Below are 16,098 nucleotides of genomic sequence, written 5' to 3' on the forward strand. Positions count from 1 at the left end.
AAGGCGGCGCAGTGAAAACCTGCGCCGCCTTTTTGTTGGATTACCCCGTGATTTTAATCTGTAGTGGCATTCGGGGTCATGGGCCCGTCAAATTCAGGGCTATTTTCCACCGCCTCTTCATTGTGTTCTTCTCGCACTCGGAACCAAGCGGCATAGAGTGCTGGCAGGAACAGTAGGGTGAGTCCGGTTGCGACAATCAATCCGCCCATAATGGCGACCGCCATAGGGCCAAAGAAGTCACTGCGGGACAGTGGAATCATCGCCAATACTGCAGTTAGCGCTGTCAAAACAATCGGCCTGAAGCGTCTTACCGTCGACTCGACAATTGCATCCCAGGGGCTGAGGCCCTGGCTGATATCCTGCTGTATCTGGTCCACCAAAATCACCGAGTTACGCATAATCATTCCCGCCAGGGCGATGGTGCCCAGCATGGCGACAAAACCAAAGGGCTTGCCAAACAACAGCAGGAACAGTGTAACGCCGATCAGGCCCAGGGGAGCCGTGAGGAATACCATGGTGGATAGGGACATACTGCGCAATTGCAGCATCAGTAGGGTAAAGACCACCAGCACAAATAGCGGCATACCGGCATTGACCGATTTTTGCCCCCGCGCAGATTCTTCCACGGTACCACCCACTTCCAGCAAATAGCCCGGCGGTAATTTATCGCGAATGGATTGAAGCTGAGGCCACACGGCATTGACTACGGTCGCCGGTAACTCTTCCCCATAAATATCAGCGCGCACGGTAACGGTGGGCAGGCGATCCCGGTGCCAGATAATACCTTCCTCAAAACCGTATTCCAGGGTGGCAATCTGGTTCAGCGGTACACTGCGGCCGCTGTCGGTTTGTACCGCGAGGTTACCCAACTGGCGCAGGGCATAGCGATCGTCTTCATTACCGCGCACACGCACGTCGATCAGCTCGTTATCCTCCCGGTATTGGCTCACAGTGATACCGGTTAAGGAGCTTTGCAGAGCCTGGGACAAGGTTGCACTGTTGACGCCCATTGCGCGAGCGCGGTCCTGGTCGATATTGAGGTTGATGGATTTACTGGGTTCTTCCCAGTCCAAGTGCACGTTGGTCACTTGTGGATTGTCCCGCAGGCGCTCGGCCACTTCCCGGGCCAGCCCGCGCACTTCACGAATATGTTCGCCGGACAAGCGAAACTGCACCGGGTAGCCCACGGGTGGGCCGTTCTCCAGGCGGGACACACGGCTGCGCAGGGTGGGGAATTCCTCATTCATCGTATTGATCAGCCAGCTGCGCACTTGCTCGCGCTCTTCGACACTGCGGGTCATTACAACAAACTGGGCGAAGCTGGCAGCGGGCAGTTGCTGGTCCAAAGGCAGGTAGAAGCGCGGGGAGCCGGTGCCCACATAGGCCACGTAATTTTCTACCTGATCGTTTTGCGCCAGCAGGGTTTCCAGCCTTTTGGCCTGGTTCTCGGTGGATTTCAGCGAGGCACCCTCAGCCAGCTTCAGGTCCACCATCAATTCGAGGCGTCCGGAAGAGGGGAAGAACTGTTGCGGAACCAGTTTGAACAGAGCGAGCGAGCCGACAAAAATCGCCAGGGTAGCCGCGATCACTGTTTTGCGATTGCGCAGGCACCAGGTAATAAAGCGGCGGAAGCGCTGGTAAAAGGGTTTCTGGTAGGGGTCTGCCACTTCACCGCCGTGGCCGTGTCGCGCCAGGTTTGGCAGCAGGTAGTGGCCCAGATAGGGTACGAAGACCACGGCGGCAATCCAGGAAACGATTAGCGACAGGGTCACCACCTGGAAAATAGATCGGGTGTATTCACCGGTACCGGATTGGGCGGTGGCAATCGGTAAAAAACCGGCGGCGGTAATCAGTGTACCGGTGAGCATGGGAAAAGCGGTACTGGTCCAGGCGAAGCCGGCGGCTTTTAGCCGGCTGAGCCCCTGCTCCATTTTTATCGCCATCATCTCCACCGCGATAATGGCGTCGTCCACCATCAAGCCCAGGGCGAGTACCAGTGCCCCCAGCGAAATCTTGTGCAGTCCGATATTGAAGTAGTGCATCAGCGCGAAGGTCATTGCCAATACCAATGGGATCGACAGCGCCACAATTAATCCCGGGCGGCTGCCGAGGGAGAAAAAACTCACCAGCAGTACGATACCCAGGGCTTCAGCCAGCACTTGCAGGAATTCGCCAACGCCGCGTTTTACTGCTGCCGGTTGGTCGGAGACCTTGCGCAGTTCCATACCTATGGGCAGATCTTCCTGTAGTCGGGCAAAGGTTTCGTCGAGGGCTTTACCCAACTTTAAAATATCTCCCCCTTCCTTCATGGACACGGCGAGGCCGATGGCATCCTCTCCCATAAAGCGCATGCGGGGCTGGGCCGGATCGCTAAAGCCGCGGTGGACCTGGGCGATATCTCCCAGGCGCTGGGTGCGGCCATCTGCGGTAATAGGAAACTGGCGTATTTCATTGACGGAGGTGAATTGTCCGCTCACACGGATGCGCACCCGGTCGCTGACGGTATCCACAAAGCCGCCATCGGTGACCTGGTTTTGCGCTTGCAGGGCGTTTTGAACCGCAGACAGTGGAATGCCCATGGAGGCCAATTTGGTGTTGGATATTTCCACCCAAATTTTTTCGTCCTGCAGTCCCAGTAACTCGACCTTGCCTACATCCTTAACTCGCTGAAGGGCCAGTTGCAGCCGCTCAGCGTAGTCCTTCATCAGTGCGTAATCGAAGCCACTGCCGGTGAGGGCATAAATATTGCCGAAGGTGGTGCCAAACTCGTCGTTAAAAAATGGGCCCTGGATATCCGGCGGGAGGGTGTGGCGAATATCCCCCACCTTTTTGCGCACTTCATACCAGAGATCGGGAATGTCACGGGAGTGCATATCGTCCCGGGCAACAAACAATACCTGGGATTGCCCCGGACGGGAAAAAGAGGAAATACGCTGGTAATCACCGGTCTCCAGTAATTTCTTTTCTACCCGTTCGGTAATCTGGCGGGACACATCTTCGGCGCTGGCGCCGGGCCAGACGGTGTTGATCACCATCACCTTAAAGGTAAAGGGGGGATCTTCACTTTGCCCCAATTGGGTATAGGAAAAGGTTCCCAGCAGTCCCAGGACGATCATTGCGTAAAGCACCAGCGGGCGGTTTTTTAAGGCCCACTCGGAGAGGTTAAAACCCATGGCAGTTTCTCTGTTTCAAGGGCGGCTCTGCTGTTCGCGGCCGCACTTTGGAAATTGTTATCGAGGCTTTATTGGGAATTAATTTGCGCGGGCAGGTATTATTGTTCCCGCACCTGTAATTTATTCCTGATGGGCGAGAGATGGCCCCTGTTCGATGGGGCGGTTCATACGGTCCACAGGGCGCACCACCATACCTTCCTGTAACAAATGGGTACCTGCGGCGACGATCCAATCGTTGCGTTCCAGTCCGGAAAATACCGAGACAAACTCCTCACCGTAGGGGCCCAGGCTGACCGGGGTTTTATGCAGTGTTTTTGTCTCTGGATTTAATACCCATACAAATGCGGCGCCATCGTCGGCACTGACTGCTGACATCGGAACTTGCAGTACATCAGTTGTTTCCGCCCTGGGGACAAATGCCCGTGCACTCTGGCCGATTTCTACACCGCTCACTTTATTTTCGAAAGCGACCCTGGCTTCAAAGGTGCGGGATATGGGATCGGCTGCCGGCGATAGTTCGCGGATGCGTGCGGGGAAAGATTGGCCCGGTTGGGACCAGAGTTCGACAGTTAGCGGTTGGCCCACTTTAAAGCGGCTGATGGATTGTTCCGGCAGGTCGATACGCACTTCCCGTTCACCATCGGCTGCCAGTTCAAAAATGCCTTGCCCTGCGGCAACGACCTGCCCAGCCTCGGCCATGCGGCGGGCGATCACGCCACTTTCCGGCGCCTTGAGTACGGCGTAGGCAGCCTGGTTGCGGGCAACATCCAGCTGTGCCTTGGCCTGCTGTAGTCGCGCTTCGCTGGCTTCGAATTGGGTTTCTACGGTATCGAATTGGGAGAGGCTCACCAGCTGCTTTTCCAATAGCTTGCGGTGGCGCGAGAGTTCACTGCTAGCCAGGCGCTGGTCTGCCTCGGCGGAAGTATGGCTGGCGCGAGCTGAATCCAGTTGTAGTAGCAGGTCTTCAGTGTCCAGTTCCGCCAGGGGCTGGCCCTGTTCCACACGGTCGCCGACATTTACCAGGCGCCGCTGGATTTTCCCGCCGATACGGAAGGCCAGTGCCGGCTCGAAGCGGGCTCTTACCTCACCGGGATACACATCGGTTTGGGCGCTGGCCAGCGTGGGGCGCACCATTACAGCGGGGCGCGGTTTGGTTTCTTGTTCCTGGGATTCAGAGGGGGCACAAGCGCTCAGCAAAAGGCTGAGTGAGAGCGCAGCGAGGATTAGCATTCGGTACATATTGGCTTCCTTCCCCGGCGCTGGCGCGTCGAGGCAGATCCGTGACTGGGTCAAGCATGGCCGGGCGGCCATCAATGTTATACTGGCGAGTATAGTATATTTAATGAACTAACGAGTCTAGTATATGGAGAGCTATGTCTGAGCAGACCCAGACGGCCGCCCAGCGCGGTCGCCCCAAGGATCCGGTGAAACGCCAAGCCATTCTGGATGCCGCCCGGGACCTGTTTTTATCCCACGGCTTTGCCGCTACCAGCGTGGATGCGGTGGCCTCGGCTGCGGGAGTATCCAAACTTACGGTCTACAGCCACTTCTCCGATAAGGAGACGCTCTTTAGCGCCGCTATTGCCTCTCGCTGCGAAATGATGATGCCCCTGCCCATCTTTGCTTTAGAAGAGGGGGAATCGGTAGAGCAGGTCCTGGAGCGTATTGGCGACGCTTTTATGGGGATGGTGGAGAGCGAGGATAGCGTGCGTCTGTTACGCCTTTTGTGTGCTCTGGCATCCCAGGAGTCGGAAATGGCTCAGCTATTTTTTGACGCCGGCCCACAGCGGATTTTGGGGGAGATAGAGCAGCTATTGCGCAGAGCCAATCATTTGAAGATGTTGAAGGTGGATAATCCCGCCGTAGCGGCGGAAGATTTTATCGGTTTGTTGCTGGGTTGCCACCATATGCAGGTCTTGATCGGTTGCCGACAAATGTCGACACAGGAAGAGCGCCGTGAGCGCGTACAAAAGGCGGTGAGAACCTTTATGTGTGCCCACCACTAGCGCCAGATTCGGTGTTGTCGCCAGTATTTCTGGGTGGCCCCGCCATCGCGGGGCACAGGACAATATCACTGGCGACCTGGAGCCACTCCGGTTTGTTGCGGCTGTAAACATAACGCTCGGGATAAATAAATTCCGGTGCATCAAAGGCGCCGCCGCCAAAGCCCCGATATTCGGGTAGGAACTCCAGTGTCCAGGTGAGCGTGCTGCCGCAATCGGGGCAGAACTGGCTCTTTATCCAGCGACCGGCATCGGAGTAAAGAATGTGAGTTTTCAAATGGCCCTGAAGAAAGGCTATTTGTTTCTTTTTGAAGTAGACCGATAAGCCGATGGGACTACCGCTGCGCTTTCTGCACCACTGACAAGAGCACAGGCTGACCCGGCGAGGGGAGCCGAGGGCGCGAAAGCGCAGTTGCCCGCAAACGCAGCCCCCTTCGTGATATTCCTCCACCATGCTAAGTCCACCGCTGTACCGCCTTTACTAAGGTTGGCACAGCGGCGTGGGGGAGGAATCAGGTTTTGATGCGGTATCCGGTGCGGAAAATCCACCAGACGGTGGTGAGACACAGCACCAGAAAGAGCAAAGTCATGCCGATACTCAGCCCCAGGTTAACATCGGCTACGCCGTAAAAAGCCCAGCGGAAGCCGCTGATCAAATAAACTACCGGGTTGAACAAGGTAATTTTTTGCCACATTTCCGGCAGCATACTGATCGAATAAAATGCACCGCCGAGAAAAGTGAGCGGCGTAATAATCATCAGCGGAATAACTTGCAGCTTCTGAAAGTCATCGGCCCAAACTCCGATAATAAATCCGAACAGGCTAAAAGTGACGGCGGTCAGCGCGAGGAATGTTAGCATCCACCAGGGGTGTACAATTTCGTAATCCACAAAAAAGCGAGCGGTCAGCAATATCAACAGCCCCAATAAAATGGACTTTGTCGCTGCGGCACCCACGTATCCGGTAACGATTTCGAATGAGGATATGGGTGCGGACAGTACTTCATAAATGGTGCCGGAAAATTTAGGGAAAAATATTCCGAAAGAGGCGTTGGAAATACTCTCGCTGAGCAGTGCCAGCATTACCAATCCTGGAATAATAAAGGCCCCATAGCTGACCCCGTCGATATCCCCCATACGCGATCCAATCGCCGCACCAAAGACAATAAAATAGAGAGATGTGGAGAGCACCGGTGAGGCGATACTCTGCATCAGGGTGCGCCAGGTGCGGGCCATCTCAAACTTGTAGATGGCGCCTATTCCATACCAATTCATGCCTGTGCCTCCTTACTGAGCTGCTCTTCCCGTTCAAGGCGGGCACCGTGAACCAAGTTGACGAAAATTTCCTCCAGGGAGCTTTCCCGGGTGTGTAAATCGCGGAATTCAATATCGGCGGCATTTAAACGGCGCAGAAATTCCGCAAGACCAGTGTCTTCGCTTTTGATATCAAAGCGATAAACCAGCTGGCTGCCATCGCTGCTGAGACTGAGTGGTAAATCAGCAAGACTCTCTGGAATTTGTTGCAGTGGTGTGGGCAGTTGCAGGCTGAGTTCTTTTTCCCCCATTTTTTTCATCAGTGCATTTTTCTCCTCAACCAGAACCAGTTGGCCGTGATTGATAACACCGACGCGATCGGCCATTTCCTCGGCCTCTTCGATATAGTGGGTGGTGAGGATAACGGTTACCCCCGACTCCTTCAGTTCGCGCACCATTTGCCACATATCCTGGCGTAGCTCTACGTCGACCCCAGCGGTAGGTTCGTCGAGGAAGAGCACATTGGGCTCGTGGGATAGCGCCTTGGCGATCATCAGGCGGCGCTTCATTCCTCCTGAAAGCGTAATGATTTTGTTGTCTTTCTTCTCCCATAGGGATAGCTGCCGCAGAATTTTCTCAAGGTAAGCGGGATTGGGAGCCTTGCCGAATAGGCCACGGCTGAATTTCACTGCAGCCCAAACGGTTTCAAAGGCATCGGTGGATATCTCCTGGGGCACCAGGCCGATCTCATTGCGGGCTTTGCGATAGTCCCGCTGAATATTGTAACCATTGACAGTGACTTCACCGCAGCTGGGATTTACGATGCCACAGATAATACTGATCATGGTTGTCTTGCCCGCGCCATTGGGGCCGAGCAAGGCAAAGAGTTCTCCCCGCTGAATTTCCAGGTCGATATTCTTCAGGGCGGTAAACCCCTCGGCATAGGTTTTTCCCAAGCCTTTGATGGAAATAATCGATTCCACTTTTTCTCCTTGCCAAAATTACCGTACGGCTTTGGCTGTGTGTTGTCAGGTGGATTTATCGGGCAGAAAGGAGGAATACCTTTCCTGTCGGATCAGTTTCCCGATCCCAGCCCGGAAGTATATGCCAATGAGAATTCTTTTTTAATTTTAATGATGTATATCAAAGCCGCGCTGGAGGCGGTGAACATCAAAATTAAAGCCATGGATGAGAATGCACTGGAATATCCCATTTTATCTATCCAGGGCTGGCTGATGAAAGGCGAAATAAATTGCCCAAGAAAAATTCCAGTCGTCAGAAATCCCGCAGTTTTCCCTCTTTTTGACTCCGGAGCAGACTCGAGAGCCGTAGAAAAGATATGTGGTATCAGGGTACCCATTCCAAGTCCGTAGAGGGCAATAAAAGCAACTATTTCCGTCAGGTTTTGAGCACCGGCGAGCAGCCCAAAGCTGGCGGCCATAATAGTAAAGCTTGCGATAAAAACGCCGAGCACTCCCAGTTGATTCCGGGCTCGCCGGTAAATCAGTAATGAGGCGATGGCTCCCATAATATTACTGGAGGCGATAGCCATAGCAATAAGGCTGGGTGAGGAGATTTCTATCTCGCGCAAGTAAAACGGGATCTGAGTTGGAATCAGGGTAAAAGCCAGGCTATTTAAAGTTGCCGCCGCCAGTAGTGCATAAAATGCAAGCGGGTTAGCCTGCTTTTCTTTTTTTGGGTCTCTGTGCTTGAAAGGCCTTATTCGCACGGGCTCCCAAAGGAAAATTTTAACTGCTGGAACTAGTAGTAAGGCCAACAAGTAAATTGCGAAGGGGGCGCGCCAATGTAAGCTGGCCAGTAGTCCGCCCAGGGTTAGAAATACGACCCCACCGATACTGATAAAAGTACTCTGCTGGCTCAAATAAGTTAGGCGTTGCTCCCGGCTGAAATAATCCCCCACCAGGGCTGTTACCGAGGTCATTGTTCCGGCCACGGCAACTCCCAATAGTAGGCGGCTAGTCAGGATACCTGCGAGATTATCCTGAAATAGGGCTAGTAGACCGGATAGTCCATAGAGTACCAGGGCTGCTTTCAATAATTGCAGACGGCCATGGCGATCAGCTATCCAGCCTGCTAATGGAGCGCAGAGGGCGATGCTCAAAGCGGGCAGGGTCACTACCAGTCGGCTCCACAAATCACTATTGGGTGTCCCTGAGAAATACTGCTGCAGTGCAGGTAGTGACGGGGCTACAGTGGCCCCCGACATGATAGTGAGTGCTGCCAGGCACAGTAATGTGATACGGCTCTGAGACGGTATCCCGCTGGTCGTGTGCTTCATGATTATTAGTCGCTGCTTCTAGGTCCCAGGGTTTCTCTTCGCGGTATCTCCAGACTCGCGTATTTCAGTAGCAAATTTGGGGTTCAGGCTTGCAGCTGCCACTAGTAGTAAGAACAGGTTTAGGGTGGCTTGACCGGCTGGTTGCACAACGCCGTTTGCTTGGTGCTTTTCCATCACTTTTCTCCCTCGCTTGCATTAGGTTGCGCAGCAGTGTAAAACCTCAACTAATGTTTAGGTCAATGGTTGGTGGGCATTTTTATGGCAGCTGAAGAATCGGCTGAAAAAGGAGCGGTAAAGTCAAAGCAGATCAAGCGGGAGCTGACTGTTGGCGAGGTGGCCGAGCGCAGCGGCGTGGCAGTCAGTGCCCTGCATTTCTATGAAAGCAAAGGCCTGATTGCCAGCTGGCGGACCTCCGGAAATCAAAGGCGTTACTCGCGGGATGTGTTGCGCCGAGTGGCCATTATCAAGGTGGCCCAGAGTACCGGGATTCCACTGTCGGAAATACGCGAGGCTTTCGGGGAGCTTCCCAATAAACGCACGCCCAATGCGGGGGATTGGTCATCACTCTCTTCTCACTGGCGTGAAGAGTTGGATCAGCGTATCCAGCAGTTGACCAAGTTGCGCGATGACCTTGAGGGATGTATTGGCTGCGGTTGTTTGTCTATGCAGAAATGCCCTTTACGGAATCCCGGGGATGAAGCTGCGGAGCAGGGAGGGGGAGCTCGATATTTGGATTTGACCGAGTAGGAAAGTGGTAGCAATACACGAGTACTGCTACCAACCCCCAAGGCGTACTTTTATCGCGCTAAAAGGTTGCTAGCAGTTTTCCGGCGCTCACCTCAGGAGAAAATCTTCTCGTAAAACGCCAGTGTTCCCCGCCAAGCGTCCTCAGCGGCTTCACGGTTATAGGCCAGCGGCAGGCCGAACTTTTCTCCCCGGTCTGTTGCACAGGGGTTGGTAAATCCGTGTAGGACCCCCGGGTAACTGACCAGAGTTAATTTGGCTTCGGATTCCTGCATCTCAGTAACAAACTGGCCGACCTGGTCCGGTGGAACCATCACATCGGCGCCGCCGGTGTAGACCTGTATTTCAGCATTAATAGGTTTGTTTTGTGCGGGCGTACTTCTTGCCAGTGCCCCGTGGTAACTGACTACGCCGCGCAAGTCCACGCCGACTCGAGCCATAGCGAGTACGACTCCGCCGCCAAAACAATAGCCCTGTGCTGCGACCTGGTCCGGGTCTACTTGGGGCCGCTGCTGGAGCAGTGATAATGCTGTGCGGAAGCGCGCTTCAAGGGCCACCGGGTCCTTCAGGGCTTCATCCCTGAACTGTTGTGCCTCTTGTGGATCATCGGTCTGTTTGCCTGCGCCAAACATATCCACTGCAAAAGCGAGGTAGCCGCAGTTGGCCAGTTTCTCCGCCTGCTCGCGCACAAAGGCATTGTGACCCCACCATTCGTGTACCAGTAAAACCCCCGGCCGTTTGTCACTGATATTTTCATCCCATGCGAGATATCCGCAAAAAGTATCCCCGTTTACGGTGTAGTCAATTACTTCCGCTTCCATAGTGAGTCGCCTGGCTGATCGAGAAAGAGTCGTTGGGAAACCGGTAAGGGCCCGGCTACTCCGCAAGCGTGGCACAAACTTCAGTTGTTGCCAGTGGGTGGCCCTTTCAGCTCAATCACATTGTCTTCGGGATCTGAGATGTAAATTGACAGGCCAATTCCATCGGCGCCAAAGCGCTCTTCTGCTGGCGAAAACTTTACCTGTTCCTGCGCTAAAAAGGCCTGAATGCTCTCCGGATTAAAGGGTTCAACCCGGAAGCAAAAATGATCCAGGTTCCGCCCTTCCTTTCCTGGTGCTGCTCCCCCTCTCTGGCCTATAGGTTTATCAACTGGCACTAAATCTATCATGCAAGTGCCTGCTCGGAGTTGGTAGAGGCCAATATCATCCCGTTGGCGCACAATGCTGCATCCAAGAATATTTTGGTAAAAGTCGAGCATGGGTTTTAGAGATTGGACACGCAATACAATATGGTCAATATGGTGGAGCTTAATCATAGGCGGCCCAAGCTTAGTTTTTACTAAGACTAGGTGGACCCTAAGGTAGTTGTCGAGTGAATTAAATGTTAGAGACTTTTTAGTTAATCTGTAAAAGCCTGGCTGCAGAGAAGGTAGGTAGCGCAAATAATCAGAAGGCTGCCCATGGATCTGTTAAATATTTTGCGCCGGTATTGACTCTTTAATAGTAAGCGAGCTCGATCCCCGGCAATAGCCCAAGTACTTAATGATATGTAGCAAACCAGAAAGTAAACCAGGGTAAATGTGAGTAAATTGCTGTGGTTATCGCTGCTGGAGAAAATAGCCACTCCAGAAAGGCAGGCGATCCAGGCCTTTGGGTTAAGCCATTGCAATAAAAATCCTTGGTAGAAACGTGGCTCCTGAATCCGCTCAATACCCGCATGATCAGTAGGTGCAGCCGCTGTTTGGTAGCCGATATAGGCCACATAAATTGATCCTGTTATCGCAACATATCGTAGTAACTGGGGATAAATTTCTATTACCTGATAGAGCCAGAGGCCTATAGCTGCAAGTAACAGTGTAAAGCCTATTGTGGCTCCTGTTACAAAGGGCAAAGTGCGGACAAATCCATAATTCACCCCGGAGGAAATGATAACCATATTCACCGGCCCCGGTGTAATGGACATAGCCAGGGAAAACCCAAACATAGCAAGAAGTAGTGACATTCGCTGCTCCTGGCATTTATCAATTGCTTGGATAGTTTAATGGCCTGGTAAGAAAATGATTAGATACTTAAAACTGAAGTATATTGTTTATAAAAATTTACTTACTAAAAAGGGAGAAGGAAAGAATACACTGCGCTCGGGGCCCTATGAGGCATGGATGCCGATTAGGAGCTTACAGGGATGTATTCACTGCGTGTCTCGAGTGCAGTGTATTCTTTCTTTCCACCCCAGTAGTAAGTATGGATGAGTGTGCTGCATGAGACTGGGTGCCGATTACGTGCTAACAGCAATATATTCACAGATCTTCGCGAGAGCGGTGTATCCTTTCCTGTTGACCCAGAAGTACCTTTAGAGAATTCATAGGGAGTTGCTATTGTGCTAAAGGATATTCGCTATTTACTGGTGTTTGCCAAGGTTGTGGAAAGCGGCTCTTTTAGAGGCGCTTCTTCGGAACTGGATATTTCTGTCGCCAGCGTTAGTTCCTATGTGGCGAGGTTGGAGGAAAGTCTTGGCGTTGCGCTCTTGTATCGCAATACCCGCAAGTTGTCCCTGACCGAAGATGGGGAAAAGATTTATAAAACGGCACAGAATATATTGGATTTGTACGCCGATGGTCTCGGAGAATACAAAGCGCGAGAGGAATGCAGTATCAGTCGGCTTAAAATTGCAATCCCCGCCGTTTTGATCCACAGCCGCTTGCTGAGCAAAATAGTGGGCTTTGTCCGGCGGGATCTGGGTATTCATTTACAACTTCAATGCAGCGACCAGCACGAGGATGTAATTGGCGGTGGTTTTGACTTGGCAATTCGCCTGGGTAATATGCCTGACAGCAATTTGAAAGCGCGTAAGATATTTGAATTAGAGCGGGTGTTAATTGCCAGTGGCGATATGCTGGATCGCTATGGTTTTCCGGGTCATCCTCGCGACCTTGCAGTCTGGCCCTGGATTGGGCTGACAATGCGGCCCAATCACAGGCAATTTCTACATCGGCAGCAGGGCGAATATGAAGTTAGCTACACCCCGGTAGCGACTGTCGACAGCGTTGAAGCGGCTTATCGACTGACGAGCTGCGGCCTGGGACTATCGGCACCACCTCGATTTTTAATAAGCGCACAGGATGATGTACAAGAGTTATTGCCAGACTGGCAGCTTCCGAATTTACCCGCCTATGCAGTTAGGCCTTCAAACGGAGTCTCCGAAGGTCCTATACAGAAACTGATTGATTATTTGGCCGATAGTGATACCCAGCTTGCTGCTTGCCATCCTCGCGATGTAACGCAAAAGCTAGCTGCAGAAGCGGTTGATTGATTGTCCAGGAAGGTTCTCAATAGCTCGGTAGAGGCCTCTGCCGTCAAGGTTGGTCACTTGCGGGCAGAGGTTCTTTTATTCATGGGGGAATTTAAAACCTTACTGCGGAATAAATTCCTGAACCATATTTATTGGGGCATTTCTGCTTATTTCGGCCGGATCTTGCTTTGCCGGAGTTGACTCCATGGATGTGTCTTCAGAGGCGTTAACTGTGCGAATAATACTGGCGATTTCTGGTTTGCAGGAACCGCAGCTGGTACCGCAGCCAAGGGTTTCTCCCAGTGCTTCGACGGTGTTAATGCCTTGAGCAATGGCCTCCTCTATCTGTGGCCTGGATATCTGGAGGCAGGTACAAATCATCTTCACACCGGGCTTTATGGGATGAAGCAGTTGCCCCGGTGATTCCGGCAAGGGAGTGGCCAGGTAGTTTTCCAGGTGCTGTCGGCTGGGTAATTGATGCCAGTCTCTGCCAGAGAAAATCAGCAGTTTTAAGTTATCGTCGTAGGCGATCCAGCGCTGACTTTTAGGGGTAACCAATTCCTGCCAGAATAATTGGGGCTGGTCGACCATTATCTTGGATGCCAGTTCCCGCCCGTGGATAAGTTGGTTCGCGGCAATTTCATAGCGAAAGCCACTTTCCAAGGGGACTCGATACCAGTGCAGGATACTGCTGTCGTTGGGCTGCTGTAACCAATCCCATACTCTATCGGCAGTCTCTTCGGCACAGATCATTGTGGCAAAGTATTCAGCTGCCAGAGGACTGACACTAACGGGAACCTGTTTGAATTCTGGTTGGCCGGAATAGGGATCAATACTGGAGTCCGCCAGGGCGCTGGGCTTGGAATCCTGTGAGAAGGTTTCGCTCCAGTGAATGGGGGCAAAGATCTCCCCGCTTTTTTGTCCTCCGTTGAGGGCGGCGCGGCCGACCATTTTAGATGAGGCGCTGTTTAACCGAACTAATTCCCCATCTTTAACCTGGAAGCGAGCGGCATCCTTGGGGTTTATTTGTATTTCCGGCAGTTCGCTGTGATCGAGTAATTTTCTTACCCGCCCGGTTCGGGTCATGGTATGCCACTGGTCGCGCATACGGCCGGTATTGAGCCATATAGGATACTCGCCACTGATCTGCTGTTCCGGAGGCTGCGGCGCTATGGGGATAAAGCGAGCACGCTTGTCCGGGGTAAAAAACTGTCCACTGGTGAATAAGCGTTTGCACCCGGCTGGATGCTCCTGGTTGACCGGCCACTGTACCGGGGCCAGTGCATCGTATTCACTGCGATTGATATTGGCGAGTGCGGAGATATCAAAAGCCCTGGAGCCGTGGTTTTCGAAGCCGGAAAGCTGGGCGTGCTCACGAAAAATATCGGCGGGGTGTGAATAATTAAACTGATCTCCATAACCCAGATGCTGGGCCAGTTCGCACAGGGCTTGCCAGTCGTGGCGAGCTTCTCCCGCTGGGGATAAAAATCCACGTTGCCGAGAGATACGTCGTTCTGCATTGGTGACAGTGCCGTTTTTTTCTCCCCAGCCCGTTGCGGGAAGTAGCAAATCGGCACAGCGAGCGGTATCGGTATTGGCAATGCAGTCGGAGACAATAACCAACGGGCATTTCTGTAGTGCGGCTTTGACTCTATCGGCTTCGGGCATACTGACGGCGGGGTTGGTAGCCATAATCCAAATGGCTTTAATTTTTCCGCTTTCTACCGCGCGGAACATATCCACAGCCTTCATTCCCGGCTTGGTAGCAATTTGATCGGAATTCCAGAATCGTGATACCCGGTCAATATCCTGCTCGTTAAACTCCATATGCGCGGCGAGGGTATTGGCAAGTCCGCCCACCTCGCGGCCACCCATCGCGTTGGGTTGGCCGGTAATAGAAAATGGTCCTGCACCAATTTTGCCCACGCGTCCGGTGGCTAAATGGCAGTTTATGATTGCGTTGTTTTTATCAGTGCCGCTGCTGGACTGATTGATTCCCATGGAATAAAAACTAATGGTCTTTTCTGTTGCTGCAAATGCCTGAAAAAATTCCAATAGTTTTTCGATAGATATGCCACAGGTGGCCGCAGTTAATTCTGGTGACCAGTCTTGAGCCGCAGCTAAGGTATCGGCAAATCCCTGTGTATGATTTTTTATGTAGTCGGTATCTAGATAATAGTGCCGGCTGAGAAAACGCAGAAGTCCATTGAATAGTGCCGCATCAGTGCCGGGTTTAATTGCCAGGTGCAGATCTGCCATTTCACTGGTAGCGCTGCCACGGGGGTCGATAACGACAAGCTTTGCAGCACCTGCCTGCATTCGCTGGAATAAGATCGGATGTGTCCAGGCTGCATTGGAACCGATAAGCACGATAAGTTCAGCCTGTTCCAGATCCTCATAGGAACAGGGTACCGCATCGGCACCAAATGCGCGTTTATATCCCACCACCGCAGAGGCCATACAAAGTCGGGAATTGGTATCAATATTGGCAGAGCCAATAAATCCCTTCATTAACTTGTTGGCCACATAGTAGTCTTCGGTGAGAAGCTGACCGGACAGATAAAAAGCTACAGAGTCAGGGCCATGGTCGCGAATTGTCTGTTTAAAGGCATCGGCCATATAAGAGAGCGCAGTATCCCAGTCACAATCTTTTCCGTGCAGGCGAGGGTGTAGGAGACGGCCGTGTTCGCCCAGCGTTTCGCCGAGCGCAGAACCTTTAACGCACAATTTGCCGAAATTTGAAGGGTGCTGGGAATCGCCACTAACAGTAATCGCTGTAGTATTTGCGCGCTCTTCCCTGTTAACCGAAACCCCACAACCGACACCACAATAGGGGCAGGTAGTGCAGGAGCGGTGCGCGCTCAGAAATTCCTGTACTGCCATTACTGTAGCTTATTGTTGCCGATGTAAACCGTGTTCCCACTAAATGCCAGCGGGTAGGTGGCAAGCTTGATATCGCTGTCTTCCATGCAGACTCCATCGCTAAGGCGGAAATGGTTTTTATACATTGGGGAAGCAATGGTTAATTCCCCTTCCAATTCCGCAATAATTCCTCTTGCAATCACACCAGCTTGTGCGATTGGGTCCCAGTTGTCAACGGCATAAAGCTGTTGTTCCTGGTCGGGTAAAAAAAACAGGGCGATGCTTCTTTGATAGACAGTTTTAGTCACTGTATTCAAAGCCTTCGTTGGGTATACGGAGGTATCGCCCCAAAGCGCACATACCCCAGAGTTGGTGACCAAATCTGATCGCTGACAGATTGGAGACCATTGGGGGTGGGTTATGGCAACTGAATTTGAGGGAGTTTCTTGCAGGGCAGCCAGGCTCATAATAATTTC

Annotated in this window: 15 protein-coding genes; 3 read left to right on the top strand and 12 right to left on the bottom strand. The window is 52.6% G+C overall.

Annotated elements, in window-relative coordinates:
• Positions 1–53: 53 nt before the first annotated feature.
• Both ACJJIR_RS03320 and ACJJIR_RS03325 read right to left on the bottom strand, forming a co-directional pair.
• Positions 54–3,173, bottom strand: coding sequence for an efflux RND transporter permease subunit (locus ACJJIR_RS03320; protein WP_444907324.1), 3,120 nt, complete (start codon positions 3,171–3,173; stop codon positions 54–56).
• A 120-nt stretch (positions 3,174–3,293) separates the two neighbouring features.
• Positions 3,294–4,412, bottom strand: a complete 1,119-nt coding sequence (locus ACJJIR_RS03325; RefSeq protein ID WP_444891968.1) for an efflux RND transporter periplasmic adaptor subunit — start codon at positions 4,410–4,412, stop codon at positions 3,294–3,296.
• 134 nt (positions 4,413–4,546) lie between these two features.
• Between ACJJIR_RS03325 and ACJJIR_RS03330 the strand changes: the two genes are divergently transcribed.
• Complete coding sequence (locus ACJJIR_RS03330) at positions 4,547–5,179, top strand: TetR/AcrR family transcriptional regulator (RefSeq protein ID WP_444907325.1); 633 nt, start codon at positions 4,547–4,549, stop codon at positions 5,177–5,179.
• Here ACJJIR_RS03330 and ACJJIR_RS03335 read toward each other — a convergent pair.
• The 5 genes from ACJJIR_RS03335 to ACJJIR_RS03355 form a co-directional block, all read right to left on the bottom strand.
• Positions 5,160–5,630, bottom strand: a complete 471-nt coding sequence (locus tag ACJJIR_RS03335) for a GFA family protein (RefSeq protein ID WP_444907326.1) — start codon at positions 5,628–5,630, stop codon at positions 5,160–5,162. The two genes, ACJJIR_RS03330 and ACJJIR_RS03335, sit on opposite strands and share 20 nt — an antisense overlap.
• Positions 5,631–5,688: 58 nt before the next feature.
• Complete coding sequence (locus tag ACJJIR_RS03340) at positions 5,689–6,450, bottom strand: ABC transporter permease (RefSeq protein WP_413663248.1); 762 nt, start codon at positions 6,448–6,450, stop codon at positions 5,689–5,691.
• Complete coding sequence (locus ACJJIR_RS03345) at positions 6,447–7,412, bottom strand: ABC transporter ATP-binding protein (protein WP_444907327.1); 966 nt, start codon at positions 7,410–7,412, stop codon at positions 6,447–6,449. Before ACJJIR_RS03345 ends, ACJJIR_RS03340 begins: the two co-directional genes overlap by 4 nt.
• 92 nt (positions 7,413–7,504) lie before the next feature.
• A complete protein-coding gene (locus ACJJIR_RS03350; RefSeq protein WP_444907328.1) occupies positions 7,505–8,728 on the bottom strand; it encodes an MFS transporter in 1,224 nt (407 codons plus the stop codon).
• Positions 8,729–8,746: 18 nt separating this feature from the next.
• Positions 8,747–8,902: a hypothetical protein gene (locus ACJJIR_RS03355; protein WP_444907329.1), complete on the bottom strand. Its 156-nt coding sequence runs from the start codon at positions 8,900–8,902 to the stop codon at positions 8,747–8,749.
• An 84-nt stretch (positions 8,903–8,986) separates the two neighbouring features.
• Between ACJJIR_RS03355 and soxR the strand changes: the two genes are divergently transcribed.
• The gene (soxR, locus tag ACJJIR_RS03360) at positions 8,987–9,475 is read left to right on the top strand and encodes a redox-sensitive transcriptional activator SoxR (RefSeq protein WP_282931344.1); all 489 of its coding nucleotides are present in this window, start codon (positions 8,987–8,989) and stop codon (positions 9,473–9,475) included.
• Positions 9,476–9,567: 92 nt separating this feature from the next.
• On the opposite strand, the gene ACJJIR_RS03365 is transcribed toward soxR, so the two are convergent.
• The 3 genes from ACJJIR_RS03365 to ACJJIR_RS03375 all read right to left on the bottom strand — a co-directional run bounded on the left by ACJJIR_RS03365 (position 9,568) and on the right by ACJJIR_RS03375 (position 11,473).
• A complete protein-coding gene (locus ACJJIR_RS03365) occupies positions 9,568–10,293 on the bottom strand; it encodes a dienelactone hydrolase family protein (RefSeq protein ID WP_444907330.1) in 726 nt (241 codons plus the stop codon).
• 80 nt (positions 10,294–10,373) lie between these two features.
• Positions 10,374–10,787 carry a VOC family protein gene (locus ACJJIR_RS03370; RefSeq protein WP_282931346.1) on the bottom strand — a complete coding sequence of 138 codons (414 nt, stop codon included), beginning with the start codon at positions 10,785–10,787 and terminating at the stop codon, positions 10,374–10,376.
• Positions 10,788–10,870: 83 nt separating this feature from the next.
• Complete coding sequence (locus ACJJIR_RS03375) at positions 10,871–11,473, bottom strand: LysE family translocator (protein WP_444907331.1); 603 nt, start codon at positions 11,471–11,473, stop codon at positions 10,871–10,873.
• 375 nt (positions 11,474–11,848) lie between these two features.
• Between ACJJIR_RS03375 and ACJJIR_RS03380 the strand changes: the two genes are divergently transcribed.
• Positions 11,849–12,781, top strand: a complete 933-nt coding sequence (locus tag ACJJIR_RS03380; RefSeq protein WP_444907332.1) for a LysR family transcriptional regulator — start codon at positions 11,849–11,851, stop codon at positions 12,779–12,781.
• Between the two features lie 99 nt (positions 12,782–12,880).
• Here ACJJIR_RS03380 and ACJJIR_RS03385 read toward each other — a convergent pair whose 3' ends face one another.
• Together ACJJIR_RS03385 and nirD are read right to left on the bottom strand one after the other, a co-directional pair.
• Entirely contained in the window at positions 12,881–15,643 is a 2,763-nt protein-coding gene (locus ACJJIR_RS03385; RefSeq protein WP_444907333.1) for a nitrate reductase, read from the bottom strand.
• Complete coding sequence (gene nirD, locus ACJJIR_RS03390) at positions 15,643–16,089, bottom strand: nitrite reductase small subunit NirD (protein ID WP_282931350.1); 447 nt, start codon at positions 16,087–16,089, stop codon at positions 15,643–15,645. Before nirD ends, ACJJIR_RS03385 begins: the two co-directional genes overlap by 1 nt.
• Positions 16,090–16,098: the final 9 nt, after the last annotated feature.

It is taken from the genome of Microbulbifer maximicatervae (SeqCode) (assembly GCF_052467385.1).

Coding starts and splice junctions, on each gene's coding strand:
- soxR (WP_282931344.1), top strand. CDS start 8,987: ATGGCAGCTGAAGAATCGGCTGAAAAAGGAGCGGTAAAGTCAAAGCAG.
- ACJJIR_RS03335 (WP_444907326.1), bottom strand. CDS start 5,630: ATGGTGGAGGAATATCACGAAGGGGGCTGCGTTTGCGGGCAACTGCGC.
- ACJJIR_RS03355 (WP_444907329.1), bottom strand. CDS start 8,902: ATGGAAAAGCACCAAGCAAACGGCGTTGTGCAACCAGCCGGTCAAGCC.
- ACJJIR_RS03385 (WP_444907333.1), bottom strand. CDS start 15,643: ATGGCAGTACAGGAATTTCTGAGCGCGCACCGCTCCTGCACTACCTGC.
- ACJJIR_RS03330 (WP_444907325.1), top strand. CDS start 4,547: ATGTCTGAGCAGACCCAGACGGCCGCCCAGCGCGGTCGCCCCAAGGAT.
- ACJJIR_RS03325 (WP_444891968.1), bottom strand. CDS start 4,412: ATGTACCGAATGCTAATCCTCGCTGCGCTCTCACTCAGCCTTTTGCTG.
- ACJJIR_RS03375 (WP_444907331.1), bottom strand. CDS start 11,473: ATGTCACTACTTCTTGCTATGTTTGGGTTTTCCCTGGCTATGTCCATT.
- ACJJIR_RS03350 (WP_444907328.1), bottom strand. CDS start 8,728: ATGAAGCACACGACCAGCGGGATACCGTCTCAGAGCCGTATCACATTA.
- ACJJIR_RS03340 (WP_413663248.1), bottom strand. CDS start 6,450: ATGAATTGGTATGGAATAGGCGCCATCTACAAGTTTGAGATGGCCCGC.
- ACJJIR_RS03370 (WP_282931346.1), bottom strand. CDS start 10,787: ATGATTAAGCTCCACCATATTGACCATATTGTATTGCGTGTCCAATCT.
- ACJJIR_RS03365 (WP_444907330.1), bottom strand. CDS start 10,293: ATGGAAGCGGAAGTAATTGACTACACCGTAAACGGGGATACTTTTTGC.
- ACJJIR_RS03320 (WP_444907324.1), bottom strand. CDS start 3,173: ATGGGTTTTAACCTCTCCGAGTGGGCCTTAAAAAACCGCCCGCTGGTG.
- nirD (WP_282931350.1), bottom strand. CDS start 16,089: ATGAGCCTGGCTGCCCTGCAAGAAACTCCCTCAAATTCAGTTGCCATA.